Source organism: Streptomyces longispororuber, assembly GCF_014656095.1.
GTDB classification, from domain to species: Bacteria; Actinomycetota; Actinomycetes; order Streptomycetales; family Streptomycetaceae; genus Streptomyces; species Streptomyces longispororuber.
In genome coordinates, this window is sequence record NZ_BNBT01000021.1 from 53,707 (window position 1) to 79,328 (window position 25,622).

The 25,622-nt window shown below is 72.0% G+C and carries 22 protein-coding genes, 1 pseudogene and 1 riboswitch; of the genes and pseudogenes, 9 read left to right on the forward strand and 14 right to left on the reverse strand.

What is annotated here, in order from left to right:
* Window positions 1-5: 5 nt before the first annotated feature.
* From IE330_RS10185 to IE330_RS10200, 4 genes are all read right to left on the reverse strand, one after another.
* Window positions 6-1,061 carry a C40 family peptidase gene (locus IE330_RS10185; RefSeq protein WP_229925531.1) on the reverse strand — a complete coding sequence of 352 codons (1,056 nt, stop codon included), beginning with the start codon at window positions 1,059-1,061 and terminating at the stop codon, window positions 6-8.
* Window positions 1,062-1,292: 231 nt separating this feature from the next.
* Window positions 1,293-2,366 (reverse strand): C40 family peptidase, encoded by a 1,074-nt coding sequence (locus IE330_RS10190; RefSeq protein ID WP_190135584.1) that lies wholly within the window; start codon window positions 2,364-2,366, stop codon window positions 1,293-1,295.
* A 253-nt stretch (window positions 2,367-2,619) separates the two neighbouring features.
* The gene (locus IE330_RS10195) at window positions 2,620-3,969 is read right to left on the reverse strand and encodes an NYN domain-containing protein (RefSeq protein ID WP_190135585.1); all 1,350 of its coding nucleotides are present in this window, start codon (window positions 3,967-3,969) and stop codon (window positions 2,620-2,622) included.
* Between the two features lie 35 nt (window positions 3,970-4,004).
* Window positions 4,005-4,244, reverse strand: a complete 240-nt coding sequence (locus IE330_RS10200; protein ID WP_016639563.1) for a hypothetical protein — start codon at window positions 4,242-4,244, stop codon at window positions 4,005-4,007.
* A 164-nt stretch (window positions 4,245-4,408) separates the two neighbouring features.
* On the opposite strand from IE330_RS10200, the gene IE330_RS10205 reads away from it, so the two are divergent.
* The 7 genes from IE330_RS10205 (at window position 4,409) to IE330_RS10235 (ending at window position 11,352) form a co-directional block, all read left to right on the forward strand.
* Window positions 4,409-5,140 carry a rhomboid family intramembrane serine protease gene (locus IE330_RS10205; RefSeq protein WP_190135586.1) on the forward strand — a complete coding sequence of 244 codons (732 nt, stop codon included), beginning with the start codon at window positions 4,409-4,411 and terminating at the stop codon, window positions 5,138-5,140.
* Window positions 5,137-5,418, forward strand: a complete 282-nt coding sequence (locus IE330_RS10210) for an Lrp/AsnC family transcriptional regulator (RefSeq protein ID WP_161699606.1) — start codon at window positions 5,137-5,139, stop codon at window positions 5,416-5,418. Before IE330_RS10205 ends, IE330_RS10210 begins: the two co-directional genes overlap by 4 nt.
* 107 nt (window positions 5,419-5,525) lie before the next feature.
* Window positions 5,526-6,053: a hypothetical protein gene (locus tag IE330_RS40010; protein ID WP_373314610.1), complete on the forward strand. Its 528-nt coding sequence runs from the start codon at window positions 5,526-5,528 to the stop codon at window positions 6,051-6,053.
* 169 nt (window positions 6,054-6,222) lie between these two features.
* The gene (locus tag IE330_RS10220) at window positions 6,223-7,677 is read left to right on the forward strand and encodes a sensor histidine kinase (protein WP_373314611.1); all 1,455 of its coding nucleotides are present in this window, start codon (window positions 6,223-6,225) and stop codon (window positions 7,675-7,677) included.
* Window positions 7,674-8,336: a response regulator transcription factor gene (locus IE330_RS10225; RefSeq protein ID WP_190135587.1), complete on the forward strand. Its 663-nt coding sequence runs from the start codon at window positions 7,674-7,676 to the stop codon at window positions 8,334-8,336. The genes IE330_RS10220 and IE330_RS10225 overlap by 4 nt, the downstream gene beginning before the upstream one ends.
* A gap of 266 nt (window positions 8,337-8,602) precedes the next feature.
* The gene (locus IE330_RS10230) at window positions 8,603-10,018 is read left to right on the forward strand and encodes an SLC13 family permease (protein WP_190135588.1); all 1,416 of its coding nucleotides are present in this window, start codon (window positions 8,603-8,605) and stop codon (window positions 10,016-10,018) included.
* A 38-nt stretch (window positions 10,019-10,056) separates the two neighbouring features.
* A complete protein-coding gene (locus tag IE330_RS10235; protein ID WP_229925532.1) occupies window positions 10,057-11,352 on the forward strand; it encodes a glycerate kinase family protein in 1,296 nt (431 codons plus the stop codon).
* Here the strand turns inward: IE330_RS10235 and IE330_RS10240 are convergent.
* The 6 genes and pseudogenes from IE330_RS10240 to ctaE all read right to left on the reverse strand — a co-directional run.
* Window positions 11,313-12,698: pseudogene (locus IE330_RS10240) on the reverse strand (aminotransferase class V-fold PLP-dependent enzyme); the annotation flags it as partial. The gene IE330_RS10235 and the pseudogene IE330_RS10240 overlap by 40 nt on opposite strands.
* Before the next feature lie 176 nt (window positions 12,699-12,874).
* Window positions 12,875-12,992: riboswitch (SAM riboswitch) on the reverse strand.
* Between the two features lie 206 nt (window positions 12,993-13,198).
* A complete protein-coding gene (gene trpD, locus IE330_RS10245; protein WP_190135590.1) occupies window positions 13,199-14,263 on the reverse strand; it encodes an anthranilate phosphoribosyltransferase in 1,065 nt (354 codons plus the stop codon).
* Between the two features lie 158 nt (window positions 14,264-14,421).
* Window positions 14,422-16,068, reverse strand: coding sequence for a cytochrome bc1 complex cytochrome b subunit (gene qcrB / locus IE330_RS10250; RefSeq protein WP_190135591.1), 1,647 nt, complete (start codon window positions 16,066-16,068; stop codon window positions 14,422-14,424).
* A complete protein-coding gene (gene qcrA / locus IE330_RS10255) occupies window positions 16,065-17,132 on the reverse strand; it encodes a cytochrome bc1 complex Rieske iron-sulfur subunit (protein WP_190135592.1) in 1,068 nt (355 codons plus the stop codon). Before qcrA ends, qcrB begins: the two co-directional genes overlap by 4 nt.
* Entirely contained in the window at window positions 17,129-17,938 is an 810-nt protein-coding gene (gene qcrC / locus IE330_RS10260) for a cytochrome bc1 complex diheme cytochrome c subunit (protein ID WP_190135593.1), read from the reverse strand. Before qcrC ends, qcrA begins: the two co-directional genes overlap by 4 nt.
* Window positions 17,939-18,039: 101 nt before the next feature.
* Entirely contained in the window at window positions 18,040-18,660 is a 621-nt protein-coding gene (gene ctaE / locus IE330_RS10265) for an aa3-type cytochrome oxidase subunit III (RefSeq protein ID WP_190135594.1), read from the reverse strand.
* 164 nt (window positions 18,661-18,824) lie between these two features.
* Here ctaE and IE330_RS10270 point away from each other — a divergent pair, with 164 nt between their 5' ends.
* A complete protein-coding gene (locus IE330_RS10270; RefSeq protein ID WP_190135595.1) occupies window positions 18,825-19,226 on the forward strand; it encodes a DNA-binding transcriptional response regulator in 402 nt (133 codons plus the stop codon).
* 50 nt (window positions 19,227-19,276) lie between these two features.
* On the opposite strand, the gene IE330_RS10275 is transcribed toward IE330_RS10270, so the two are convergent.
* From IE330_RS10275 to ctaC, 4 genes are all read right to left on the reverse strand, one after another.
* Window positions 19,277-20,530 (reverse strand): L,D-transpeptidase, encoded by a 1,254-nt coding sequence (locus tag IE330_RS10275; protein ID WP_190135596.1) that lies wholly within the window; start codon window positions 20,528-20,530, stop codon window positions 19,277-19,279.
* Window positions 20,531-20,724: 194 nt separating this feature from the next.
* Window positions 20,725-21,123 carry a cytochrome c oxidase subunit 4 gene (locus IE330_RS10280; RefSeq protein ID WP_190135597.1) on the reverse strand — a complete coding sequence of 133 codons (399 nt, stop codon included), beginning with the start codon at window positions 21,121-21,123 and terminating at the stop codon, window positions 20,725-20,727.
* A complete protein-coding gene (gene ctaD / locus IE330_RS10285) occupies window positions 21,120-22,859 on the reverse strand; it encodes an aa3-type cytochrome oxidase subunit I (protein WP_190135598.1) in 1,740 nt (579 codons plus the stop codon). The genes IE330_RS10280 and ctaD overlap by 4 nt, the downstream gene beginning before the upstream one ends.
* Window positions 22,856-23,818 carry an aa3-type cytochrome oxidase subunit II gene (ctaC, locus tag IE330_RS10290; protein WP_190135599.1) on the reverse strand — a complete coding sequence of 321 codons (963 nt, stop codon included), beginning with the start codon at window positions 23,816-23,818 and terminating at the stop codon, window positions 22,856-22,858. The genes ctaD and ctaC overlap by 4 nt, the downstream gene beginning before the upstream one ends.
* A 316-nt stretch (window positions 23,819-24,134) precedes the next feature.
* Between ctaC and IE330_RS10295 the strand changes: the two genes are divergently transcribed.
* Complete coding sequence (locus IE330_RS10295; RefSeq protein WP_190135600.1) at window positions 24,135-25,523, forward strand: cysteine desulfurase/sulfurtransferase TusA family protein; 1,389 nt, start codon at window positions 24,135-24,137, stop codon at window positions 25,521-25,523.
* Window positions 25,524-25,622 lie beyond the last annotated feature (99 nt).

A 25,622-nucleotide genomic window follows, 5' to 3' on the forward strand; every position in this document is an offset into this window, starting at 1 on the left:
GGGCCTCAGACCCGCGTCACGGTCGCCCCGGGCATCATGTTGACCGGGTCGTAGCGCACCGTGGCGCCCGGGTAGGGGGCGTGCACGACCTGGCCGTTGCCCACGTACATGCCGACGTGGCTGGCGTCCCCGCGGTAGGTGACGAGGTCGCCGGGCTGGGCCTGGGAGAGCGGCACCTGCCGCCCGGCGTGGCGCTGCGCCTGCGAGGTGCGCGGCAGCCCGACGCCGGCCTGCGCGTACGACCACTGGGTGAGGCCCGAACAGTCGAAGCCGGAGGGGCCGTTGGCGCCCCACACATAGGGCTTGCCGACCGCCGAGCGGGCCGCGGCGATGGCCGCCGCCGCCCGCGAGGACGCCGGGGCCCCGGCCCCTGCCCCGGCGTCGGAGGGGTCGGGGCGTGGTGCCTCCCGCCCGCCCCCGCCGGAGCGCGAGGCCCTGTCGTACTCCTCGCGCTGGGCTGCGGTGAGGGTGTTGAGCAGGCGGCGGGCCTTGGCCAGCTTGTCCTCGACCACGCGCTTGTGGCGGGCGACGGTCTTGCGGCTCTTCTCCAGCTCGGCGAGGGTGCGCCCGGCCTCGGCGCGCTCCTGGGCGAGCGCGCGCTGGGCCCGCTGGAGCTCCGTGAGGTGGCTGCTCTGCCGGGAGCTGATGCGGTCGAGCGCGGAGGCCTTGTCCAGGTAGGCGTCCGGGTCGGAGGAGAGCATCAGGGCGAGCGAGGGGTCGATGCCGCCGGAGCGGTACTGGGCCTCGGCGAGCGTGCCGATCTCGCCGCGCATCTCGTTGATGCGCTCCTGGCCGCGGGCCACCTTGTCCTGGGCCCGCTCGACCTGCCGGCGCAGCGTGCCCGCGCGCTCGTCGGCCTTGTTGTACGCCTCCGTCGCCTGCTCTGCCTGCTCGTAGAGCCGGTCCACCTTGGCCTTGGTGGCGGCCGGTGTGTCCTTGGGCGCGGCGCTCGCGGGAACCGCGAAGGCCGCTGCCGCGGTGGCGGCGGACAGCACGGTGACGGTGGCGGTGCGCGCGCTCCGGTCGAGGCCGGTGGCTGCGGGACGGCGATGGGACCCCACGGGTAGCCGTTCTCCCTTCCGCTGGACGGACCCCCGCGGACACGGGGGCGCACCCCGGGTGCCGGGGAACGGCGCGACAGTAGCCGCGCGGTCACACTCCGGCCAAAGACCCTCGGCGCCTACGCACGGTGACGCCCCGCCGGAGACGCAGGTCACCGACGGGGCGCGGGGTCACTGGAAGGTGGCGGAATTCGCCCGATCGGGCGTGCCGCCGACGTCGTCCGGGGGCCGTCAGATACGGACGCCGAACTGGTACGGCATGTTGTTGATCGACTCGTAGCGGACCACGGCGCCGGTGCGCGGGGCGTGCAGCACCTGGCCGTTGCCCGCGTAGAAGCCGACGTGGTGCAGGTCGCCGTAGAAGATGACCAGGTCGCCGACCTTGAGGTCGCTCTGCGAGTAGATGCGCGTACCGGCGTTGGCCTGCGCCTGCGAGGTGCGGGGGATGGAGACGCCGGCCTGGGCGTAGGCCCAGGAGGTGAGGCCGGAGCAGTCGAAGGAGCTGGGGCCGGAGGCGCCGTAGACGTACGGCGAGCCGATCTTGCTCTGCGCCGCGGCGTACGCCGACATGGTGCGGCCCGAGCCCTTGGCGCCGCCCTTGGGCGCCTCGCCCTTGGAGGCCCCGGAGGCGTCGGACGCGTCGGCGGCCTTGCGCTCGGCGGCGCGGCTCGCGCGGTCCTCCTTGGCCTTGAGCGCGGCGCGCTCCTGGGCGGAGAGCGTGTTGAGCAGGCGCTGCGCCTCGCCGAGCTTCCCCTGGACCTCGCGCTTCTTCTTGCCGAGCTCCTCGCGGGTGGTGGCGAGGTCGGCGAGCTTGCCGGAGGCCTCCTTGCGCTGCTGCGCGAGGGTGCGCTGCTTGGCCTGGATCTTCTTGAGGGCCTCGGCCTGCTTGGTGCTGAGCTGGTCGAGCGCGGAGGCCTTGTCCAGGTAGCTGTCGGGGTCGGAGGAGAGGAAGAGCTGCACCGAGGGGTCGATGCCGCCGGAGCGGTACTGCGCGCTGGCGAGCGAACCGAGGCCGCTGCGCAGGTCGTTGAGGTCGTCCTGGCCGCGGGCGACCTTGTCCTGGAGGCGGTCGACCTGCTTCTCCAGCTTCTGCTGCTTCTCCTTGGCGCCGTTGAACTTCTCGGTCGCCTTCTCGGCCTCTTCGTAGAGCTTGTCGACCTTCGACTTCACCTCGTCCTTGCTCGGCTTCTCGCTCGGGGCGGCGTTGGCGGCCTGCGAGGTGAGGGCCACGGCAGCGGCGGCGGTCGCGGTGAGCACGGTCACGCGGGCGCGGTTCGGCTGCTTGGGTCGACGGTGGGAAGCCACGAAGGCGGCTCCTTCGATGAGTGATCAACAGAGGGAGGTCTGGGCGCGACCCTAGTGACCTCATTGTGATCAGATCAAATCCTCATCGGGAAAAAGACGGTCGCCGAGCGTTTTCTTTACGATTGATGGACGGACAGTAATGCTCAATTGACGTTCCGTCGCATGCAATGGTGGGCCAATTCGGGCATTGGGCACGGTAGTTGCCGTTACCCGTCAACGGTGTTCAAGTCGTGACGGCCGCGCCCAAGGCGCGCTAGCCGCGCGTAAGCCGCTTCAGGAGCACCGCGGACGCCACCGGCCGGGCGCCGGCCTTGGCGATCCCGTCGGCCACCTCGCGGTCGGTGGAGACGACGATCACCGGCCGCCCCGGCGGCTCGGCGCGCACGAGCTGGCGGATCAGCTCGTCCGCGGTGACGCCCGGCTTCGAGAAGAGCACGCGGACACCGCGCGGCGGCGCGAGCAGCACCGGCGCGGCCAGCTCGGCGCCGTCGAAGACGCAGGTCACCTCGGCCCCGGTCTGCAGCGCGAGCTGCGAGAGCGAGCCGAGCAGGCGCAGCCGCTGCTTCTCCAGCGGCATCGTGGGATAGCCGGTCTTGGTCACGTTGTAGCCGTCGACGACCAGGTGCGCCTGCGGCAGGGCGAGGAGCTGGTCCAGGATCGCCGGGTCGTTCTCGGACAGCGCGCGGGCCGCGATGTCCTTGGGCGTCATCCGGCCGGGCTCCACGGCGTCCACGGTCTCGGCGGGGCGCACCGACACGGGCGGCAGGGCCAGTTCGCGGCGCAGCCCCTGGGCCGCGTCGAGCACCGTGTCGAGCAGCAGCCGCACCCGCATGTCCTCGACGCTGCGGCCCTCGCGCGCGGCCCGGCGCGCCGCCTCCAGGGCCGCCTCGGCCTCGCCGAGCCGCGCCTTCAGGCGCCGGGCCTCGCTCTCGGCGGCGGAGAGCTGGGCCTGCCCCTCGGCGCGGGCGGCCTCGGCGTCGGCGGTGGCCTTGCGCAGGGCCGCCTCGCCGCGCTTGACGTCGCTGAGCGCGCCGCGCAGCTTGCGGTGCATCGATTCGGCTTCCCTCTTCGCCGCGTCCAGCTCCGCGCGCAGCCGCTCGGTCTCGGCCTTGGTGTGGGCGCGGGCGGCGGCCAGCTCCGTACGCAGCCGCTCCAGCTCGGCCCTGGCCTCCTCGTCGGCGCGCTCGGCGTCCGCCCGCTGGGCCTCCTCGCCGGCCGCGGTCACGAGCTTGACCCAGCCGGTGGGGCGCAGCACGTAGGCGGCGGCCGCGACGTCCAGCGGGTCGGCGGCGGGCGGCGGGGTGCCCGCGTCGAGGGCGGCGGTCAGCTCGGGCTGGGCCTCGCGCAGGCGCTCGCCGATGCGCTGCCGGAAGACGGGGTCGCTCTCCAGCGCGACGGCCATGGCGTTGCCCGCGAACTTCACGCGCCGGGTGGGCGTGAAGCGCGCGTACTGACGCAGTTGCGGCGGCAGTTCGGCCACCGTCAGGCCGCCGAAGCCGTCCGACACGATCTGCACGACCGCCCGCCGCACGCCGTCGGGCAGCGGACGGTCGAGCACCTCAGCGGCGCCGTCCTCCGGCGTTCCGCCCGCGCTCTCCACCATCGGTCACCCCACTAGCTGTGCGGGGCCCGCTCCCGTCAGGAGCCGGCCCCGGGCCTGTCCACGAGTTCCACCTGGTCCACCGCGTTGCACCAGCGGCAGCGGACCGACTCGATGGTCTCACTGACCACCTCGCGTTCCTCGACCTTCGGCGCCCCGGCCAGGTCGAGGTGCACGTATTCGACGACCTTCGACGAGCGGGTCACGTCGAACCGCGTGAGGTTGCCGCAGAGCGTGCAGCGCCACCGTGTGGTGTCGGTCGGCAGGGGAACCGTCATCGTGACGTTCGCTTTCCGTCGGGGGACCGTGATGCGTGGTTCCCGTAACCCTAAGGCCTGTGTAAGGACCGCCGTGCGCACGTATGCGAGGCGGCCGCATCACGCGGGGGACCGCCCGGGCGAGGCGGTCCGTCCGGACCCGCCCCTTACGTCATGCTCTGTGCATGCTCATCACATGGGGCGCGGCGGCGGGCCGCGCGCTCCGGCACCCGGCCGCCCCGGTGACGTACGCCCTGATCGCCGCCTGCTGCGCGGTCTTCCTGCTGTCCCCGCTGTCCGGCTTCAACCCGGCGTACGGCACCGGCGACCGGCTCATCGCCGCCCAGCAGGCCTACTTCGAACGCTGGGGGGTGGTACCCGTCGAACTCCTCAGCGGCAAGCCGCGGTCCGCCCTCACACCTCTGACGGCGCTGTTCGTGCACGGGAGCTGGCTCCACCTCCTGGGCAACATGCTCTTCCTGTACGTGTTCGGGGTGATGGTCGAGGAACGCATGGGCCACCTCCAGTACGGGCTCTTCGCGGTGGGCTGCGGCTGTCTCGCCCTCTTCGCCTACGCCGTCGCGCACGCCGGGTCCGCGCAGACGCTGGTCGGCGCCTCCGGGGCGATCTCGGCGGTACTCGGCGCCTTCCTCTATCTCTTCCCGAGAGCGCGCGTCACCAGCCTCTTCCCGTTCCTGTTCTTCCTGCCGCTGCGGTTCCCCGCCTGGGTGGTGCTGCCGTTCTGGGTGGCGCTCCAGTGGATCGCGGCGGGCCAGCGGCAGCACGGCCCCGGGGTCGCCTACCTGGCCCACCTGGTGGGCTTTTCGCTGGGGTTTGTCTACTCCTGGGTGCGGTACGGGCGGACGGCTAGAGTGAAGGGCCAGGACCCGGCCACCGAGGGAGACAGCCAGCCGTGATCACCGCGATCGTGCTCATCAAGACCAGCGTGGACCGGATTCCGGAGATCGCCGAGTCGATCGCCGCCCTCGACAGCGTCAGCGAGGTCTTCTCGGTGACCGGCACCTACGACCTGATCGCCATGGTCCGCGTGGCCCGCCACGACGACCTGGCCGACGTCATCCCGGGCCGGATCAGCAAGATCCCGGGCGTGGAGGGCACCGACACGCACGTCGCGTTCCGCACGTACTCCCAGCACGACCTGGAGGCGGCGTTCGCGATCGGCCTCGACTCCTGAGCCCTGACCGGCGGGCGCCCAGCGGGGCCTGACCGACGGCCCCGGATGAGGATTTCCTCATCTCGGGCTCATCCGGCCGGCACGGTACGTCCCGCACGCTCGCTGCCATGGTCTTCTCCCACCGCATGGCGGCCCTGGCGGCCGTCGTGGCCGTCCCCCTCGGCATCGCCGTGACGAGCTACGCCCTGACGGACAGCCCCGCCGAGCCGAAGGTCCCGCCCAAGGTGGAGCTGGAGAGCGGCTCCCCGTCGGGCACGCCCGCCGGGCCCGAGCCCACCCCGAGCGACCAGGTCGTCGACCGGCCCCCGGTCAGCGACAGCTCCGGGGAGAGCGGGACCGGCACGGGCCGGACGGCCGGTAAGGCCGATACGGGTGGCACGGGTGGGGCGGGCACAGCGGGCGGCACGGGGGACGCGCATGACGATGACGGCGACCGGGGGCGGGGGCCCGGATCCGGCACCCCCGAGGGGTCCGGCGGGCCCGGCGGGTTCGGCCAGTCCAACGGGGACGGCGGGACCGGTGGGACCGGTGGGTCCGGCGGGAGCGGCGGTTCCGGCGGGAGCGGTTCCGGCGGGAGCGGCGGGAGCGGCGGGTCCGACGACGATGACGGCGACGACGGGCCGGGCGACGACTGACCGGGCGACGACGGACCGGGCGACGACGGACCCGGCGACGACGGGTTCGATGACGACGGGTTCGATGACGACGGGTTCGATGACGACGGGTTCGATGACGACGGGCCCGGCGACGACGGGTTCGATGGCGAAGGGTTCGGCGACGACGGGTTCGGCGACGACGGACCCGGTGACGACGGCTGACCCGCGCGGCTTGCGGGGCGCGGCGCGCCGCCGCGTCTCGGCGCGCTTCCGCATCCTGCTGTGGCTGCTCGTGGTGATGGCGGTCGCCCTCGCCGCGGTGACCGCGACGACCCGTTCGATCCTGCTGCGCGACGTGGACCACCGGGTGAACCGGCTGCTCACGCAGGAGGCCGGCGAGTTCACCCACTTCGTGGAGCGGGGTGTCGACCCGGCGACCGGCCGGCCCTTCACCGACCCGCGCCGCCTCCTGGAGGTCTTCCTGGAGCGGCAGTACGCCGACCCGGACGAGGAGCTCATCGGGCTCGTCCACCGCTCCGGCCAGGACCCGGCCCAGCTCACCCAGGCCCGTGAGGTCTCCGTCGGGCACCCGGTGCACCGCGACCCCGCGGCCCGCCGCCAGATCTTCGCGGCGGAGGGCTCCACCGGCACCCTCGACCGGCCCGGCGGCGAACTGCGCTGGGCCAAGGTCGAGGTGGCCCCGCACGGCGGCGAGCCGGAGGCGGCGTTCGTCGTCGCCTTCCACCCGGGCGGCGAACAGGCCAAGGCCGACGACGTGTTCCGCATCCTGCTCGCCATCTCCGGGGTGGCGCTGCTGCTCACCACCGGCATCGGCTGGGTGGTCGCCGGACGCATCCTCAAGCCGGTCCGCCTGGTGCGCACCGCCGCCGCGCACCTCACCGAGCAGGACCTGACCCGGCGCATCCCGGTGCGCGGGCACGACGACGTCGCCGCGCTCGCCGAGACGTTCAACGGCATGCTGGACCGCCTGGAGCGGGCGTTCGCCGCGCAGCGCGAGTTCGTCGACGACGCCGGGCACGAGCTGCGCACCCCCATCACCATCGTCCGCGGCCACCTGGAGCTCATGGGCGACGACCCGGCCGAGCGCGAGGAGACGATCCGCCTGGTCACCGACGAGCTGGACCGGATGAGCCGCATCGTCGAGGACCTGCTGCTGCTCGCCAAGGCCGAGCGCCCGGACTTCGTCACGCCCGGGCCGGTGCAGCTCGCCGAGCTGACCGCGGACGTCTTCGTCAAGGCCCGGGCGCTCGGCGAGCGACGCTGGGAGCTGGCCGAGGTCGCCGACCGCGAGGCCGTCCTCGACCCGCAGCGCATCACCCAGGCCATGGTCCAGCTCGCGCAGAACGCGGTGCAGCACACCACGCGCGGCGAGCGCATCCGCGTCGGCTCCCGCGCCACCGGCTCCCGGATCGAGCTGTACGTGGCCGACAGCGGACCCGGCGTCCAGGAGCAGGACGCGGACGTGGTCTTCGAGCGCTTCCGGCGCGGCACGTCCCGGCGCGGCGCCCGCACCAACGGCGCCGGCCTCGGCCTGTCCATCGTCCGCGCCATCGCGGAGGCCCATGGCGGCCGGGTGTCCCTGCGCCCCACCGAGGGCGGCGGCGCCACCTTCGTCCTCACCCTGGAAGGGGCCCACCCGTGAACCGCATCCTCATCGTCGAGGACGAGGAGCGCATCGCCTCCTTCGTCGAGAAGGGCCTGCGCGCCAACGGCTTCACCACCACCGTGGTCGGCGACGGCGACGCCGCCTTCGAGTACGCCCTCACCGGCGGCTTCGACCTGGTCGTCCTGGACATCGGGCTGCCCGGCCGGGACGGCTTCACGGTCCTGCGCGGGCTCCGCGAGGCCCGCGTGACCGTACCGGTGATCGTGCTGACGGCCCGGGACTCCGTACGGGATACCGTGGCGGGCCTGGAGGGCGGCGCCGACGACTGGATGACCAAGCCGTTCCGGTTCGAGGAGCTGCTCGCGCGGGTGCGGCTGCGGCTGCGGACCGCGGCGCGGGTGCCCGAGGTGACCGTGCTGCGCTCCGGTCCGCTCTCCCTGGACCTGCGCACCCGGCGGGCCCGCGCCGGGGACCGGACCGTGGACCTGACGGCACGTGAGTTCGTGCTCCTTGAGCTGTTCCTGCGCCACCCGGGGCAGGTCCTGTCCCGGGAGCAGATCCTGTCCCACGTATGGGGGTACGACTTCGACCCCGGGTCGAACATCGTCGACGTGTACGTGCGCGCGCTGCGCAAGAAGCTGGGTGCGGAGCGGCTGGAGACGGTGCGCGGCATGGGATACCGCCTGCCCGCGTGAAACCAGGGCCTGCTGCCCCTGGACCCCGCTTTGTCGGCGCTCCGCGCCTCGTCCTCAATCGCCGGACGGGCTATCCCTAGCCCGTCCGGCGATTGAGGACGAGCGCGCCAGCGCGATTTCGGGGGTCCAGGGGGCGGAGCCCCTTGGTTTCGGGAAAGGGGCGGGTCTGGGGCGCCCCCCGCGAGGGTCAGGGCTGAGGGTGTGCGTGAAGTTTCCCTCATGTGCGGCTCATTGGGGGCTCACCGCCCCCGCGGACGCTGGAGCGCGTGACAGCGACCCCGCGCCACCTGCTCCTGCTGTGCCTGGCCCTGAGCCTGTGCGCACCCCTCGCCGTCCCCGGCACCTTCCCCGGCCTCGGCGGCGACGCCCGCCTCACCCTCGGCGTGTTCGCGTTCGCCACCTGCGCCTGGATCGGCACGTCGATCGACGACACCTACATCGCGCTCGGCGCGGGCCTCGCCCTCACCGCCACCGGCGTCATCAGCAGCGACACCCTCTTCGGCACCCTGGGCGACGCGACGGTGTGGCTGCTGATCTGCGCGTTCGTGCTCGCCGCCGCGGTGGCGCGCAGCGGGCTCGCCGGGCGCGCCGCGGCGTTCCTGGTCAGCGGGGCGCGTACCGTACGGCAGTTGACGCACCTGACGACGGCCGCGCTCGTGGTGACGGCGTTCGCGGTGCCCGCCACGTCGGGCAGGGCCGCGCTGGCACTGCCCGTCTTCCTCGCCCTCGCCAAGGCGCTTGCCGACCGCGGGCGGCTGGTCGTGATGCTCGCGCTGCTCTTCCCGACCGTCATCCTGCTGTCCGCGGTGGCGACCCTGATCGGCGCGGGAGCGCATCTGATCACGGTGTCCGTCCTGTGGGAGAGCACCGGGGACGAGGTCGGCTTCGCGCGGTGGCTGCTGCTCGGCCTGCCGCTGGCCGTCGTGTCGTCCCACCTCGCGGCCGAGGCCGTGCTCCTGACGACGACGCGCCGTGCCGACCGCCGGGGGCCGGTGGCCCTCACGGTGGAGCGGATACAGGAGCACAGCGCGCAGCCGGTGACCGGCCCCTGGGGGCCCGCGGAGGCGCGCTGCGCGCTGCTGCTCGCCACGGTCGTCGCCCTGTGGTGCAGCGAGCCGCTGCACCACGTGCCGCCCGCCGTGGTCGCGCTGATCGGCGCGGTCGTCGCCGCGTCCCCCGCGCTCGGCACCGTCCGCCTCAAGGACGCCCTGACCACCGTGCCGTGGTCGCTGCTGCTGTTCATGGCGGCGACGATGGCGATGGGGGTGGCGCTCGCGGAGTCCGGCGCGGCCGCGTGGCTCGTGTCGGGACTGCCCGCCGGCCTGTCGCCGTGGCTCTTCCTCGCCGTCGTCGTGGCGGTCAGCACGGCGGCCCACCTGGTGCTCCAGTCCCGTTCGGCCCGCTCCTCCGTCCTCGTGCCGCTGGTGGTGGCCGCCGCCCTGGGCGCGGGCGTCAACCCCGTCGCCGCGGCCCTGGCGTCCACGGCCGCCGCCGGGTTCTGCCACACCCTGCCCGCCTCCGCGAAGCCGGTGACGCTCTACGCCGAGGTGCCCGGGGTGCCCACCTACACCGCCCGCGACCTGCTGCGGCTCTCGGCCGTCCTGGCCCCGCTGACGGCCGCGCTCGTCCTGCTGTTCGCCCTGGCCGTCTGGCCCCTGCTCGGCGTGCCGGTCACCCGCTGACCGCGCCCCGCCGCCCCACCGTTTCGAGGAGTACGTCCATGCCGTCGCTGTCCCGTGTCGCCATCGCCCCGAGCGGCTTCAAGGAGTCGCTGTCCGCCCAGTCCGCCGCCGAGGCCATCGCCCGCGGCGTCCACCGCGTCCTGCCCGACGCCACGACCGACCTGATCCCGCTCGTGGACGGCGGCGAGGGCACCGCGCAGGCCCTCGCCGCGGCGAGCGGCGGGCGGCTCGTGGCGCTGCCCGCGACCGGCCCGCTCGGCGAGCGCATCGGCACCCACTTCGCGCTCCTCGGCCGGGGCACCGCCGTGGTGGACCTGGCGGCCGCCGCCGGCCTGCGCCTGGTGCCGCGCGACCTGCGCGACCCGGGGGCCACCACGACGTACGGCGTGGGCGAGCTGATCCGCGCCGCGCTCGACGCGGGCGCGCGCCGCGTCCTGGTCGGCTGCGGCGACTCGGGGACGTCCGACGGCGGCGCGGGCGCGCTCCAGGCCCTGGGCGTCCGGCTCCTGGACGCCGACGGCTGGGAACTGCCGCGCGGCGGCCGGGAGCTGCCGCGCCTGCACCGCGTCGACGCCACCGGCCTCGACCCGCGCCTGGCCCGCACCGAGCTGGTCGTGGCCTGCAACCCGCACAACGTGCTGTGCGGCGAGCGCGGCGTGGCCCGGGTGTTCGGCCCCCAGAAGGGCGCGACCCCCGCCCAGGTGGAGGAGCTGGCCGCGGGCCTGGAGCGCTGGGCCTACGTCGTCACCCGCGACCTCGGCGTCACCGCCGACCTCCGCCTCGGGCCCGGCACCGGCGCCTCCGGCGGCCTCGGCGCGGGCCTCGCCGCGGTCGGCGCCCGGCTGCTGCCCCGCTTCGACGTGCTGCTCGACCACGTCGACCTGGACGCCCGGCTTGCCCGCGCCGACCTGGTCGTCACCGCCGAGGGCGCCCTGGACCACCAGACGCCGCGCGGCAAGGTCCCGGCCGAGGTGGCCCGCCGCGCCAAGCGGTCCGGGCGGCCCGTACTGGCGCTCGCGGGCACCATCGGCGAGGGCGCGCACCTGGTGCGGGCCGCGGGCGTGGACGCCTACAGCGCGATCCTGCCCGCCCCGGTGACGCTCACCGAGGCGCTGGGCCGGGGCGCCGAGTTCCTCACCGACGCCACCGAGCGGGCCCTGCGGATGATCGTGCTCGGCTCGCGCCTGCCGGATCAGGCGGCGGTGGCCGCCGCGGTGTCGGCACCAGTCGCCGGGGAGGTGCCGGCTCCGGTGGCCGTGGAAGTGTCGGCACCGGTGGCCGCGGAGGTGTCCGCGCCGGTGTCGGGCACGCAGCGCCCGTCCACGGTGCGGTAGCTCCACCGCGCGCCGTCGCGGACCAGCTCCCTGACGGCGCGGACGAACCGCTCGACGTGCTCGTCGGGGGTGCCCGCGCCGAAGCTCACCCGGATCGCGTTCAGCGACCGCTCGCCGGGCGCGGCCTCCGGGGCGCCGCACTCGCCGGGCTCGTCGGGCGCGCCGCCGAGGAGCGTCCGCACCAGGGGGTGGGCGCAGAACAGGCCGTCGCGGACGCCGATGCCGTACTCGGCGGAGAGCGCGGCGGCGAAGTGCGAGCTGTTCCAGCCGTCCACCACGAACGAGAGCACCCCCACCCGGGGCGCGTCGTCCCCGAACAGCGAGAGCACCCGCACCTCGGGCACCTCCGCGAGCCCCGCGCGCACCTTCTCGATCAGGTGCCGCTCACGCGCGACCAGCGACTCGAAGCCCGCCTCGGTCAGCGCCTTGCAGGCGGAGGCGACGGCGTAGGCCCCGATGACGTTCGGCGAACCGGCCTCGTGCCGCGCGGCGGTCTCGTGCCACTCCACGTCCACTCCCCCGTCGGCGCGGCGCGCCACCGCCCGCGAGGCGCCGCCACCGGCCAGGTAGGGCTCGGCGGCCCGCAGCCAGTCGGCCCGCCCGGCGAGCACCCCGGAGCCGAAGGGCGCGTACAGCTTGTGCCCGGAGAAGGCGACCCAGTCGACGTCCGACGCGGCGATGTCCACGGGGTGGTGGGGCGCGAGCTGCGCGGCGTCGAGGACGATGCGGGCGCCGTGCGCATGCGCGGCGGCGGCGAGTTCGCGCACCGGCCACAGCTCGCCGGTGACGTTCGAGGCGCCGGTCACGCAGACCAGGGCGGGCCCGTGGGGGTCGCGGGCGGCGAGGGCCCGCTCCAGGTTCCGCACGGCCTCGTCGGGCGTGCGCGGCGCGTCCAGGTAGGTGACGCGCGCGTCGCGCCACGGCAGCAGCGAGGCGTGGTGCTCGGTCTCGAAGACGAAGACCTGGCAGTCGGCGGGGAGGGCCGCTGCCAGCAGGTTCAGCGAGTCCGTGGTGGACCGCGTGAAGACCACCTGGTCGTCCTCGCGGCAGCCGAGGAACGCGGCCACGGCGGCGCGGGAGTTCTCGAACAGGTCGGTGGAGAGCTGCGACAGGTACCCGGCCCCGCGGTGCACGCTGCCGTAGTACGGCGCGTACGCGGCCACGTCGTCCCAGACCCGCTGGAGCGCGGGCGCGCTGGCCGCGTAGTCGAGCGCGGCGTACGTCACCTCGCCGCCGGTGACGAGGGGGACGGTGACGTCCCGGCCGAGCACCGGCAGCGGGGCGGCGCAGCAGGGGTCGGCGGTGGCGGTCGTGGCGGCGGCGGTGGCGGCAGGGCGTGCGGACATGGCGAACTCCCGTACGAGGCAGGCGAGTTCACTGCGCGGGCGGGCGGCGTCGGCCGCCGGCGCGGCGCAGTGACGAAGGGGGAAAAGGGTGCGCGGAAGAGGGGCGACGAGGCCCTAGCGCATTCGCTTGCTCACGAGACTGCTCCCTTGAGGACCAGGACCCCAGGGTTGCGAGGGGTCCGCGCTTGCGGTGGACCTTGCTGTCCACCGCCTGGTCTTCACCCGGGGCACCCCGCCACGGACGGAGGGTTGCCGGACAGCGGGCCGGGGCCGTAGTCGCTGTCACTCATGACCTGCGCAGCATCTTGCCACACGATCATGCGGGCGCAACACCCGTCCACGATCCGGACCGGCGAGCCGCGTCAGCCCGTAAGGGGCGCGGGGAACTGCGCGACCAGCCCCCGCACAGCCGCAGACGCGTCTGCCGAGATCTCAGCAGACGCGTCTGCGGCATGTCGCGCGCTGAGCGCACAGTTCCCCGCGCCCCTTACGGGCGGGGCTCAGGCGTTGCTGGCGGCTGCCCAGCGCGCCAGCGCCGCCTTGGCCGCGCCGGAGTCGATGGACTCGGCCGCCTTCGCCATGCCCGCGCGGAGCTGCTCCGCGAGCGGGCCCTCGCCCGGCTCCAGGGCGACGAGCGCCGCCGCGGCGTTCAGCAGGACCGCGTCCCGCACGGGGCCGGTCTCGCCGTCCAGGAGCCGCCGGGCGACCTCCGCGTTGTACGAGGCGTCGGCGCCCCGCAGCGCCTCGACGGGCACCAGGTCGATGCCGACGTCGCGCGGGTCGAAGGCCTCCTCGCGGACCTGCCCGTCCCGCACCACCCAGACCCGGGAGGTGGCGGTCGTGGTGAGCTCGTCCAGGCCGTCGTCGCCGCGGAAGACGAGCGCCGACGAGCCGCGCTCGGCGAGGACGCCGGCGAGGATCGGCGCCATCCGCGCGTCGGCGACGCCGGTGGCCTGGGCGCGCACCTTGGCCGGGTTGGTCAGCGGGCCCAGGAAGTTGAAGGTCGTGCGGATGCCCAGCTCGCGCCGGGCGGGCGCCACATGGCGCAGCGCCGGGTGGAACTTGACGGCGAAGCAGAAGGTGATGCCGGCCTCGTCCGCGACCTCCCGCACCCGCTCCGGGGTCAGCTCCAGGTTGACGCCGAGCTTCTCCAGGACGTCGGAGGCGCCGGACGCGCTGGACGCCGCGCGGTTGCCGTGCTTGACGACCTTGGCGCCGGTCCCGGCGACGACGATCGCGGACATGGTCGAGATGTTGACGGTCTTGGCGCCGTCGCCGCCGGTGCCGACGATGTCGACGCTCGGCCCCGGCACGTCGATGACGTGGGCGTGCTCGTACATCGCGCGCACCAGGCCGGAGATCTCCGCGACCGTCTCGCCCTTGGCGCGCAGCGCGACGGCGAAGCCCGCGATCTGCGCGTCGGTCGCCTCGCCGCGCATGATGCGGTCCATCGCCCAGGCCGTGTCGTCGGCGCTCTGGTCGCGGCCGTCAAGGAGGCCGTTCAGTACGTCGGGCCAGGAACGGCCCGCCGCGGTGTCGCCTCCAGCGGGGGTCACAGCGCTCATAGCCGCTCCTGAGTTCGTCCGTACGGGAGAAGGGCCCCACCGGTGGGGCGCGGTCCCACCCTATCCAGCCCGGGGACGGCGAAGAGCCCCGTCCGATGCGTGGACGGGGCTCTCGCTGTGGCGACCTCTACGGGTCTGGGTGCCGGTGGTTCCGGCGATCAGTGGTGGCCGTGGCCGCTCGTGATCTCCTTGTACTCCTCGGCGGTGGGCTTCGGGATCTGGCTGTCCTCGCCGTACATGTTCTTGGACAGCTTCGCCCGCAGCTTCTGCGAACCCTTCACCTTGCGCTGGACGCCGTTCTCGTCGACCGACGGACCGATCTCCAGCGGCTTGTACTGCTCGTGCGCCGTGAGGGTGTGGAGCTGCTCCTGGTCGAGCGGCTCGTGCACCTCGACGAACTCACCGTGCGGCAGGCGCTTGATGATGCCCGACTCGCGGCCGTGCAGCACCTTGTCGCGGTCGCGGCGCTGGAGGCCCAGGCAGATCCGCTTGGTGACGATGAACGCGATGACCGGTCCGACGAAGAAGAAGATCCGGACGAACCAGGTGATGGCGTTGATCGACAGGTGGAAGTGCGTGGCCCACAGGTCGTTGCCACCACCCACCAGCATGATCATGTACGCGGTCACCCAGGCGACACCGAAGGCGGTGCGGGTCGGGGCGTTGCGCGGGCGGTCCAGGATGTGGTGCTCGCGCTTGTCGCCGGTGACCCAGGACTCGATGAACGGGTAGACGGCGATGGCCGCGAGGACCAGCGGGAAGATCACCAGCGGGATGAAGACGCCCAGGACGAGCGTGTGGCCCCAGAGGTTGATCTCCCAGCCCGGCATGACACGGATCAGGCCCTCGGCGAAGCCCATGTACCAGTCGGGCTGGGCGCCGGTGGACACCTGGTCCGGGCGGTACGGACCGAGCGCCCAGATCGGGTTGATCGAGGCGACCGCCGCGATGGCCGCGATGACACCGAAGACCAGGAAGAAGAAGCCTCCGGCCTTGGCCATGTAGACCGGGAGCAGCGGCATGCCGACGACGTTCTTGTTGGTCTTGCCGGGGCCCGCGAACTGCGTGTGCTTGTGGTAGAAGACCAGGATCAGGTGCGCCACCACGAGGCCGAGCATGATGCCCGGCAGCAGCAGGATGTGGACCGAGTAGAACCGGGCCACGAAGTCGCCGCCGGGGAACTCGCCGCCGAACAGGAACATCGACAGGTACGTGCCGACGATCGGCACGGACAGGATCGCGCCCTGCATGAAGCGGACACCGGTGCCGGAGAGCAGGTCGTCGGGGAGCGAGTAACCGGTGAAGCCGGTGAACATGCCGAGGACGAACAGCAGGAAGCCGAACAGCCAGTTGACCTCACGCGGCTTGCGGAACGCACCGGTGAAGAACACGCGCATCATGTGCACGAACATGCCGGCGAGGAAGATCAGCGCCGCCCAGTGGTGGATCTGCCGGATCAGCAGACCACCGCGCACATCGAAGGAGATGTGCATGGTCGAGTTGAACGCCTCGGACATGAGCTGTCCCTGCAGCGGGACGTAGCTGCCGTGGTACTCCACCTCGTTCATCGACGGGTGGAAGAACAGCGTCAGGTACACACCCGTGAGGATGATGATGATGAAGCTGTAGAGGCAGATCTCACCCAGCATGAAGGACCAGTGGTCCGGGAAGATCTTGCGCATGTTGGCCTTGGCCAGGGAGTAGATCCCGAGGCGGCCGTCGGCCCAGTCGGCGACCCGCTCACCGGCGGGCGCTTTCTTGCGGTGGTCGGCAGCCGTGGTGGCTGACGTCGTTTCGGTGCTCATCCGCGCTCCCAGAAGGCAGGACCGACGGGCTCTTCGAAGTCGCCGAGCGCCTCGAGGTAGCCCTCGTCGTTCACGCCGATGCGTAGCTGCGGCAGGGCGTGACCGGCCGGGCCGAAGATCACTCGGGCACCGTCGGAGAGGTCGAAGGTGGACTGGTGGCACGGGCAGAGGACGTGGTGCGTCTGCTGCTCGTACAGGGAGATCGGGCAGCCCACGTGGGTGCAGATCTTGGAGTACGCGACGATGCCCTCGTGCGACCACGCCAGCTCGCGCTTGTCCTTGATGTCGTCGGGCTGGAGCCGGACGATCATCAGGGCGGCCTTGGCGATCTGGGTCTGGAAGTCGTGGTCGTGCTCCTCCAGGCCCTCGGGCTTGGCGAAGGTGAGCGAACCGACGGCGACGTCCGAGGGACGCAGCGGCTCGTTCGTGTTCATGTTCACGAGCAGCTTGCCCTTGGCCCACAGCGTGTGCCGCAGCTTGTCCTCGGGCAGCGGACCGAGGTCACGCAGCAGGACGACGCCGGAGAGCGGGACCAGGGACAGCGCGCCGAACATCGTGTTGCGGATCAGCTTGCGCCGGCCGAGCTGGGACTCCTTCGCGCCCTGCGCGAAGTCCGCGAGCACCTTGGCCTTGACCTCGGGCTCGGCCTCGATCGGGTGCCGCTCGTCGGCGACCTCGACGTCGGACATCAGGGTGCGGGCCCAGTGGACCGCGCCCGCGCCGATGCAGAACAGGGCGAGGCCGAGGGTCATGCCGAGCGCGAAGTTCAGCGCGCTGATGTGCCCGATGGGCCACAGGTAGACGCTCTTGTCGACCGGGAACGCCACGAACGAGGCGATGAAGCCGATCGTCGACAGCATCGACACCGTGAACAGCAGGGCGACCGTGCGCTCGGAGCGCCGGGCGGCCTTCTCGTCGATGTCCTGGACGCGGTGCTCGTGCGGCGGCAGGCCCGGGTCCGCGAACGGGTCGGCGTGCTCCCCGGTCTTGGCCACGGCTACCGCGCCGTGCGCGGACTCCTGCTCGCTGGGCAGGTTCTCTTCTGGGGTTTCTTGGCTACTCATGACTTCTTGGCCTTTGCGGTCCGGGCGGCGACCCACACGGCGACCGCGATCAGCGCGCCGAGGCCGAAGATCCAGGCGAAGAGGCCCTCACTGACCGGTCCGAGACCGCCCAGCTTGAGACCACCGGGGCTCTCGGTCTTCTCGCTGTTGACCGCGTCGAGGTACGCGATGATGTCCTTCTTGTTCTTCTCCGGCATCGTCGTGTCGGGGAAGGACGGCATGTTCTGCGGGCCGGTCTGCATGGCCTCGTAGATGTGCTTCTTGCTGACGCCTTCCAGGCTCGGCGCGTACTTGCCGTGGGTCAGCGCGCCACCCTCACCGGTGAAGTTGTGGCACTGGGCACAGTTGGTGCGGAAGAGCTCGCCGCCCTTGGCGATGTCGGCGCCCTTCGGGTCGACCTGCTTGTCGGTCGGCACGGAGGGACCGGCGCCGAGCGAGGCCACGTAGGCCGCGAGCTGGTCGATCTGCGCCTGGGTGTAGATGACCTTCTTCTTCGGCGCCTGGGCGCCCTGCTGCTGCAGCGGCATCCGGCCGGTGCCGACCTGGAAGTCGACAGCGGCGGCGCCCACACCCACCAGGCTCGGGCCGTCGGACGTGCCCTGACCGCCGGTTCCGTGGCAGCTTGAGCAGCCCACGGCATAGAGCTTCTTGCCCTCGTCGATGGCGAGGGACTGAGCGGTTTCGTCGGCCTGCGCCTTGTCCGCCGGCGCGAACGCGGCGTACAGCCCCCCGGTGGCCGCCAGCGCGAGGAGTAGGACGACGACCGCCGCCAGCGGATGGCGTCGTCGTGCGGAGAGCTTTTTCACGGATTACCCCGGTGTCAGGATCTTCTGCGTCGATGCTTCTGGACTGTGTCGATACGTCGGGTGCGCCCGGCGGCCCGGAGGCGCCGCGCCCCGGCGCCGACTTACTTGATCATGTAGATCGTGGCGAAGAGGCCGATCCAGACGACATCGACGAAGTGCCAGTAGTAGGACACGACGATGGCGGCGGTCGCCTGCTCGTGGGTGAACCTTCTGGCCGCGTACGTACGGCCGAGGACCAGCAGGAAGGCGATGAGGCCACCCGTCACATGCAGTCCGTGGAAGCCGGTGGTCAGGTAGAAGACCGAGCCGTACGGGTCGGACGAGAGCGAAAGGCCCTCGTGCTTGACCAGCTCGGTGTACTCGAAGACCTGGCCGCCGATGAAGATCGCACCCATGATGAAGGTGACGATGAACCACATCCGGAGCTTCTTCACGTCACCGCGCTCGGCCGCGAACACGCCGAGCTGGCAGGTGAGGGAGGAAAGCACCAGGATCGTGGTGTTGGTCGCCGAGAACGGGAAGTTCAGGCTGTCCGCCATTTCCTTCCAGTGGTCGGGACCCGTCACCGATCGCAGGGTGAAGTACATCGCGAAGAGGGCCGCGAAGAACATCAGCTCGGAACTCAACCAGATGATGGTTCCGACGCTGGTGAGGTTCGGTCGATTGACCGGCGGGTGCGCGTGCCCGGTGTCTACTGTCGTTGCTGTCGCCACGACCGACATTATGTCGGTCGCTTATCCCGCCCTCACCCCGGGGGGTGCCGTTCGGAGTGTCTGGTGCGTGTGTCCTGCCCGTATGGCCCATCGCGGCGCTGTCCCAACCGGTGTTGACGAGGTGTCGGGAGGAGTAGCATCCGCGCGAGATCCCTCGACGATGCGGAGGAACCATGCAGCCGACCGCCACGGTGTTGATCTACAGCGATGACGCCGACACCCGCGAACAGGTCCGGTTGGCGGCCGGGCGCAGGCCCGCTGCTGATGTTCCGCCCGTCGAGTTCGTCGAGTGCGCCACGCTCCCCGCGGTCCTGAAGGAGCTGCGGCAGGGCGGCATCGACGTCTGCGTGCTCGACGGGGAGGCCGCGCCCGCCGGGGGCATGGGCGTGTGCCGGCAGATCAAGGACGAGGTCTTCCAGGCCCCGCCCGTGCTGCTGCTCATCGGCCGGCCGCAGGACGCCTGGCTGGCCACCTGGAGCCGCGCCGAGGCGGCCGTGACGCTGCCGCTGGAGCCGGTGGAGTTCGCCTCCGCCCTGGCCTCCCTGCTGCGCGGGAAGGCCGCCCTGAGCGCCTGAGAGCCCGGCCGGGCCCCTGGCCGAGCGGGCCCCGGCCACGCGGCCCCCGGCTACGCGGGCCGGGGGCGCAGGCGGGCCGGGTCGGGGGCGTCGCGGCCCGTCCTCGGGTCCGCGAGCAGGGCGCTGCCCTTGCGCCAGGCCGCCCAGGGGACGTTCCAGTCGCCGTAGCCGTTGCCGAAGTGGTCCATGCCGGCGCCGGCGCTGTTGACGACCTGGACGAGGTCGCCCGGGCGGACGGTCTGGAAGAACCAGGCGGCGTTGCCGGTGCTCATGCCGGTGCAGCCGTGGCTGGTGTTGGCGACGCCGTGGGAGCCCGCCGACCAGGGGGCGGCGTGCACGTACTCCCCGCTGTCGGTGACGCGCGTGGCGTAGTACACCATCTTGTCGTAGAAGTCCGCGGCGCCGATGCTGCGGCTGGTCATGCGGACGACGTGCTCCTTGCCCAGGACCACCTTGATGCCGTTCCTGGTGGCGTAGCCGGGCCTGCCGGTGGTGACCGGCATGGAGTGGATCTCCTTGTCGTTGCGGTAGACCTTCATCCAGTGCGCGGCGGCGTCCGTGACGGCCACGATCTTGTCGCCCGTGGTGAACCGGAGCGGGGCGACCGCGGCGCCCCGCAGCCGGTCGGCGACCTTGACGCCCTCCAGCGTGCTGTGCACGTGGACGGTGGCGTTGGCGGGCCAGTACTCCTTCGGGCGGTAGTGCAGCGTCGTGTCGTCCACCCAGTGCCAGGAGCCCTGCGTCGCGGGCTCGGAGCGGACCTTGAGCGCCCGCTCGACGACGGCCCTGGCCTTCTTGTCCTTGACGGGCGCGCCGAGCTTCGCGGTGACGGGCTGGCCGACGCCGTACTTGCCCGCGGCCGGGCCCAGGGTGACCTTCAGGAGCTCCTTCGCACTGGGCGCCGCGGTGTCGAACGTCAGGACCTTGCGGCCGGGCGAGCCCTTGCCGTCCTCCGTGCTCACCCGGACCGTGTAGCGGGCCCCGGCCGCCAGCGGGGCCGTGCTGCGCCAGCGGGTGCCGTCGGCGGAGAGTTCGCCCGCCACGTAGCGGCCCGTGGCGTCGGTGGCCGTGACGTCCGTGATGCGCCCGTCGCGGCCGCGCGCGGTGACCTCCAGCGGCTTGTCCGGATCGGCCTTCCGGTCGCTGCCCCCGGGACCGTTGAAGGCCACCTGGGACGCCGCGTCGTACGGCGCCACCGAGAGCGGATCGCCGCCGCCGTCCCCGCAGGCCGTCGTGCCCGCGCCGAGGGCGACCACCAGGAGGGTGCAGCTCAGCACCGTGCGGATTCGCGGAGAGTGGCTCATGAACACACGGTATGAAGGTTCGACACGCCGTGCGCGGCGGGTGACCCGTCCGAGGGTTCACCCGTAAGGCGGAACCGGAGCGGCTCCCGGGCGCCCTCCGGACGGCGGCCGGGGGCTCGCGGGCCCCGGCAACGGCCAGGGGCCCGGACGCTCCTGACGGAGTGTCCGGGCCCCTGGGGGTGCGACGGGACGCCCTACTGGTTCTGGTTCTCGCCGCGGTAGTACTCGAAGACCCAGCCCCACAGGCCGATCAGGATGATCGGGGCCGAGAAGTACAGCAGCCACCAGCCGAAGACGACGCCCATGAAAGCGAGCGCGCCACCGACGGCCAGGGACAGCGGCTGCCAGCTATGCGGGCTGAAGAAGCCCACCTCGCCGGCCTCGTCCGCGACGTCGGCCTCCTTGTTGTCCTGTGCCGAGGCGTCGACCCGCCGGGCCGTGAAGGCCAGGTAGTAGCCGATCATGATGCACAGGCCGAAGGCCAGGAAGAGCGCGGTGGTTCCGGCGGGCTCCTTCGACCACCAGCCATACACGATGGCCATGATCAGTACGAAGACGCTCAGCCAGATGAACATCTTGCCCTGGATCTTCACTTGCCGGCCTCCTTGCCGCCGGCGAGAGCGGCCTTCTCGCCCTCACCGGTGTTCTCGAGCTGGTCGAGCGCGGCGATCTCAGGGTGGTGCAGGTCGAACGCCGGGGATTCGGAGCGGATCCGCGGCAGGGTGATGAAGTTGTGCCGCGGCGGCGGGCAGGACGTGGCCCACTCCAGGGAGCGGCCGTAGCCCCACGGGTCGTCGACCTCGATCTTCTTGCCGTACTTGGCGGTCTTCCACACGTTGTAGAAGAACGGCAGGATCGACAGACCGAGCAGGAACGAGGCGATCGTCGAGATCGTGTTCAGGGCGGTGAAGCCGTCGGCGTCCAGGTAGTCCGCGTACCGGCGCGGCATGCCCTCGGCGCCCAGCCAGTGCTGGACCAGGAACGTGCCGTGGAAGCCCACGAACAGCGTCCAGAAGGTGATCTTGCCGAGCCGCTCGTCCAGCATCTTGCCGGTGAACTTCGGCCACCAGAAGTGGAAGCCGGAGAACATCGCGAACACCACGGTGCCGAAGATGACGTAGTGGAAGTGCGCGACCACGAAGTACGAGTCGGAGACGTGGAAGTCCATCGGCGGCGAGGCCAGGATGACGCCGGTCAGACCACCGAAGGTGAAGGTGATCAGGAAGCCGATCGCCCAGAGCATCGGAGTTTCGAAACTCAGCGAGCCCTTCCACATCGTGCCGATCCAGTTGAAGAACTTCACACCGGTCGGCACCGCGATGAGGAACGTCATGAAGGAGAAGAACGGCAGGAGCACGCCGCCGGTGACGTACATGTGGTGCGCCCACACCGTCACGGAAAGACCGGCGATGGCGATGGTCGCGCCCACCAGGCCCATGTAGCCGAACATCGGCTTACGGGAGAAGACCGGGATGACTTCGGAAATGATTCCGAAGAATGGCAGGGCGATGATGTACACCTCTGGATGGCCGAAGAACCAGAAGAGGTGTTGCCAGAGCAGGGCGCCGCCGTTGGCCGCGTCGAAGATGTGGGCACCGAACTTGCGGTCCGCCTCCAGGGCGAACAGCGCGGCGGCCAGGACCGGGAAGGCGAGCAGGACCAGCACACCGGTCAGCAGCACGTTCCAGGTGAAGATCGGCATGCGGAACATCGTCATGCCGGGGGCGCGCATGCAGATGATCGTGGTGATGAAGTTGACCGAGCCGAGGATCGTGCCGAAGCCGGAGAAGGCCAGACCCATGATCCACATGTCGGCGCCGATGCCCGGCGACCGGACGGCGTCCGAGAGCGGCGAGTACGCGAACCAGCCGAAGTCCGCGGCGCCGTTCGGGGTGAGGAAGCCGCCGACCGCGATGAGCGAGCCGAACAGGTACAGCCAGTAGGCGAACATGTTCAGCCGCGGGAAGGCGACGTCCGGGGCGCCGATCTGGAGCGGCATGATCCAGTTCGCGAAGCCCGCGAACAGCGGCGTCGCGAACATCAGCAGCATGATCGTGCCGTGCATCGTGAACGCCTGGTTGAACTGCTCGTTCGACATGATCTGCGTGCCGGGACGGGCGAGCTCGGCGCGCATGAAGAGCGCCATGACGCCGCCGATGCAGAAGAACGCGAACGACGTGACCAGATACAGCGTGCCGATCGTCTTGTGGTCCGTGGTGGTCAGCCACTTGACGACGACGTTTCCGGGCTGCTTGCGCCTGACCGGCAGTTCGTTCTCGTACGAGTCTTCCGCTGCCGCGGCACCCTGAGGTTCGTTGAGGATGCTCACAGTTGGTTCGTCTCCCGGTTCTTCTCGCGGTCCGTCTGCTCGATGCCGGCCGGGATGTAACCGGTCTGGTTCTTCTTCGCGAGGTCTTCGAGGTGCTTCTGGTAGCGCTCGGGAGAGACGACCTTGACGTTGAAGAGCATCCGGGAGTGGTCGACGCCGCACAGCTCGGCGCACTTGCCCATGAAGGTGCCCTCCTTGTTGGGAGTCACCTCGAACGCGTTGGTGTGGCCCGGAATGACGTCCTGCTTCATCAGGAACGGCACCACCCAGAAGGAGTGGATGACGTCACGCGAAGTCAGGACGAAGCGGACCTTCTCGCCCTTGGGGAGCCAGAGGGTGGGGCCGGGGTTGCCGTTCTGCGGGTTCCGCTCGCCCGGCGTGCCGACCTCGTAGACGCCGCCCGCGTTGTCCGGGAAGTCCTTCCGGAAGCGGTCCGGAATGGCGTCGAGGTCCTTGGACGTCTTGGCGTCGCCCTTGTCGGAGCCCGGCACGTCCTCGATGTAGTTGAAGCCCCAGCTCCACTGGTAGCCGACCACGTTGATGGTGTGCTTCGGCTTGTCGTCGAGCGCGAGGAGCTTCGACTCGTCACGGGCGGTGAAGTAGAACAGCACCGAGACGATGATCAGGGGGACGACCGTGTACAGCGCCTCGATGGGCATGTTGTAACGGGTCTGTGCCGGTACCTCCACCTTGGTGCGGCTGCGCCGGTGGAAGATGACGCTCCACAGGATCAGGCCCCAGACCAGCACGCCCGTGGCGAGCGCAGCCGCCCACGAGCCCTGCCAGAGGGAGAGGATCCGCGGAGCCTCCTCCGTGACCGGGGTCGGCATACCCAGGCGGGGAAAGTCCTTGTATGTGCAACCGGTGGCGGTTACCAGGACCAGGCCCGCAGTCAGTGCCTGCAGCAGCTTCCGCCGCATCGGGCGCCGCGGCGAGCGGTCGGAGCCGTTGGGACTCACGTAGCGCCTTCCCGAGAGTCTCGCCCGCGCGGTTGGCTGCGGCCTTCTCGCTGGTCGGTCGCCGCCCTGCGTCGGGCAGGGGTTTGGATGTTTATGCGGACCAAACCCTACTGGACGCTATTTGGGGTCGCGCGGGGAGGGTGCCTAACGCGCCGCGGGTCACTCCGAAGGGGGGCGGTCGCCCCTCGCGGGGCTTGTCCTGACGGGGGATCGGGGCGCCCACCGGCTCCGGAAGCCCCCGTGTTCGGCGGGTGCGGGCGCGCTCCTATTGATCGCGCAGTTCCCCGCGCCCCTTCGGGGCACTTAGCGTTTGGGGGTGGCCTACTTCGATGTTGCTTCCTCCGCTCCTCTTCATCCCGTTGCCCGGCAGGCGCTGCAGGCCTCCCTGGAGGAGGGGTGGGCCGATCCCTCGCGGTTGTACCGGGAGGGGCGGCGGGCGCGGATGCTGCTCGACGCCGCGCGGGAGGCCGCCGCCGAGGCGGTGGGGTGCCGGCCGGACGAGCTGGTGTTCACCACCTCCGGCACCCGGGCCCTGTACGACGGGATCGCCGGGGCGCTCGCCGGGCGGCGGCGGGTGGGGCGGCACCTGGTGGTGTCCGCGGTGGAGCACTCCGCGGTACTCCATTCGGCGGCGGCGCACGAGCGGGCCGGTGGAACGGTGACCGAGGTGGGCGTGGACCGGGCCGGGGCGGTGGACGCCGCGGCGTACGCGGCCGCGCTGGGCGACGACACCGCGCTGGCCTGCCTGCAGTCCGCCAACCACGAGGTCGGCACCCGCCAGCCGGTGGCCGAGGTGGCGGCGGCGTGCCGGGCGGCCGGGGTACCGCTGCTCGTGGACGCGGCGCAGTCGCTGGCGTGGGGGCCGGTGGAGGGGGACTGGTCCCTGCTCACGGCGAGCGCCCACAAGTGGGGCGGACCTGCCGGTGTCGGGTTCCTGGTGGTGCGCAAGGGGGTGCGGTTCGCGCCCCAAGGCCCGGTCGACGAGCGGGAGTCGGGCCGGTCGGCCGGGTTCGAGAACATCCCGGCGGTCGTGGCGGCCGCGGCGGCGCTGCGGGCCGTGCGGGCCGAGGCGGCCGGGGAGGAGGCCCGGCTGCGGGAGTTGACGGAGCGCATCCGGGCGCGGGTGCCCGCGCTGGTGCCGGACGTGGAGGTGGTGGGCGACCCGGCGCGGCGGCTGCCGCACCTGGTGACCTTCTCCTGTCTCTACGTCGACGGGGAGACGCTGCTGCACGAGCTGGACCGGGCCGGGTTCTCCGTGTCCTCCGGCTCCTCCTGCACCAGCAGCACGCTCACGCCGAGCCATGTGCTCAAGGCGATGGGCGTGGTCAGCGAGGGCAACGTCCGGGTGTCGCTGCCGTGGGGCACCGACGCGGCGGAGGTGGAGCGGTTCCTCCAGGTGCTGCCCGGCGCGGTGGCCTCCGTACGGCGGAAGCTGGGCGCGCCGGAGGCGGGCGCAGCGGAGGGTGCGGGCGGGACGGCCGGCGCGGTGACCGTCGACGCCCTGGGCGAGCGCTGCCCGCAGCCGGTCATCGAGCTCGCCAAGGCCATCGGCCGGGTGCGGGTCGGCGGGACCGTGACGGTCCTGTCGGACGACGAGGTGGCGGCCGTGGACATCCCCGCCTGGTGCTGGACGCGGGGGCAGGAGTACGTCGGCGCGGAGGAGCGCGAGCGGGGCGCGGCCTACGTCGTACGCCGCCGCGCCTGAGCCCGCGCCCGTACGCGGGGCGAGTACGCGGGGGCGCGCGCCCCGGGCCCACACCCCGGCCGCACGCCCCAGCCGCGCACCCCGGCCCCGCGCCCCCGG

Coding starts and splice junctions, on each gene's coding strand:
- IE330_RS10195 (WP_190135585.1), bottom strand. CDS start 3,969: ATGGTGGAGAGCGCGGGCGGAACGCCGGAGGACGGCGCCGCTGAGGTG.
- IE330_RS10200 (WP_016639563.1), bottom strand. CDS start 4,244: ATGACGGTTCCCCTGCCGACCGACACCACACGGTGGCGCTGCACGCTC.
- IE330_RS10205 (WP_190135586.1), top strand. CDS start 4,409: ATGCTCATCACATGGGGCGCGGCGGCGGGCCGCGCGCTCCGGCACCCG.
- IE330_RS40010 (WP_373314610.1), top strand. CDS start 5,526: ATGGTCTTCTCCCACCGCATGGCGGCCCTGGCGGCCGTCGTGGCCGTC.
- IE330_RS10235 (WP_229925532.1), top strand. CDS start 10,057: ATGCCGTCGCTGTCCCGTGTCGCCATCGCCCCGAGCGGCTTCAAGGAG.
- trpD (WP_190135590.1), bottom strand. CDS start 14,263: ATGAGCGCTGTGACCCCCGCTGGAGGCGACACCGCGGCGGGCCGTTCC.
- qcrB (WP_190135591.1), bottom strand. CDS start 16,068: ATGAGCACCGAAACGACGTCAGCCACCACGGCTGCCGACCACCGCAAG.
- qcrA (WP_190135592.1), bottom strand. CDS start 17,132: ATGAGTAGCCAAGAAACCCCAGAAGAGAACCTGCCCAGCGAGCAGGAG.
- ctaE (WP_190135594.1), bottom strand. CDS start 18,660: ATGTCGGTCGTGGCGACAGCAACGACAGTAGACACCGGGCACGCGCAC.
- IE330_RS10270 (WP_190135595.1), top strand. CDS start 18,825: ATGCAGCCGACCGCCACGGTGTTGATCTACAGCGATGACGCCGACACC.
- IE330_RS10275 (WP_190135596.1), bottom strand. CDS start 20,530: ATGAGCCACTCTCCGCGAATCCGCACGGTGCTGAGCTGCACCCTCCTG.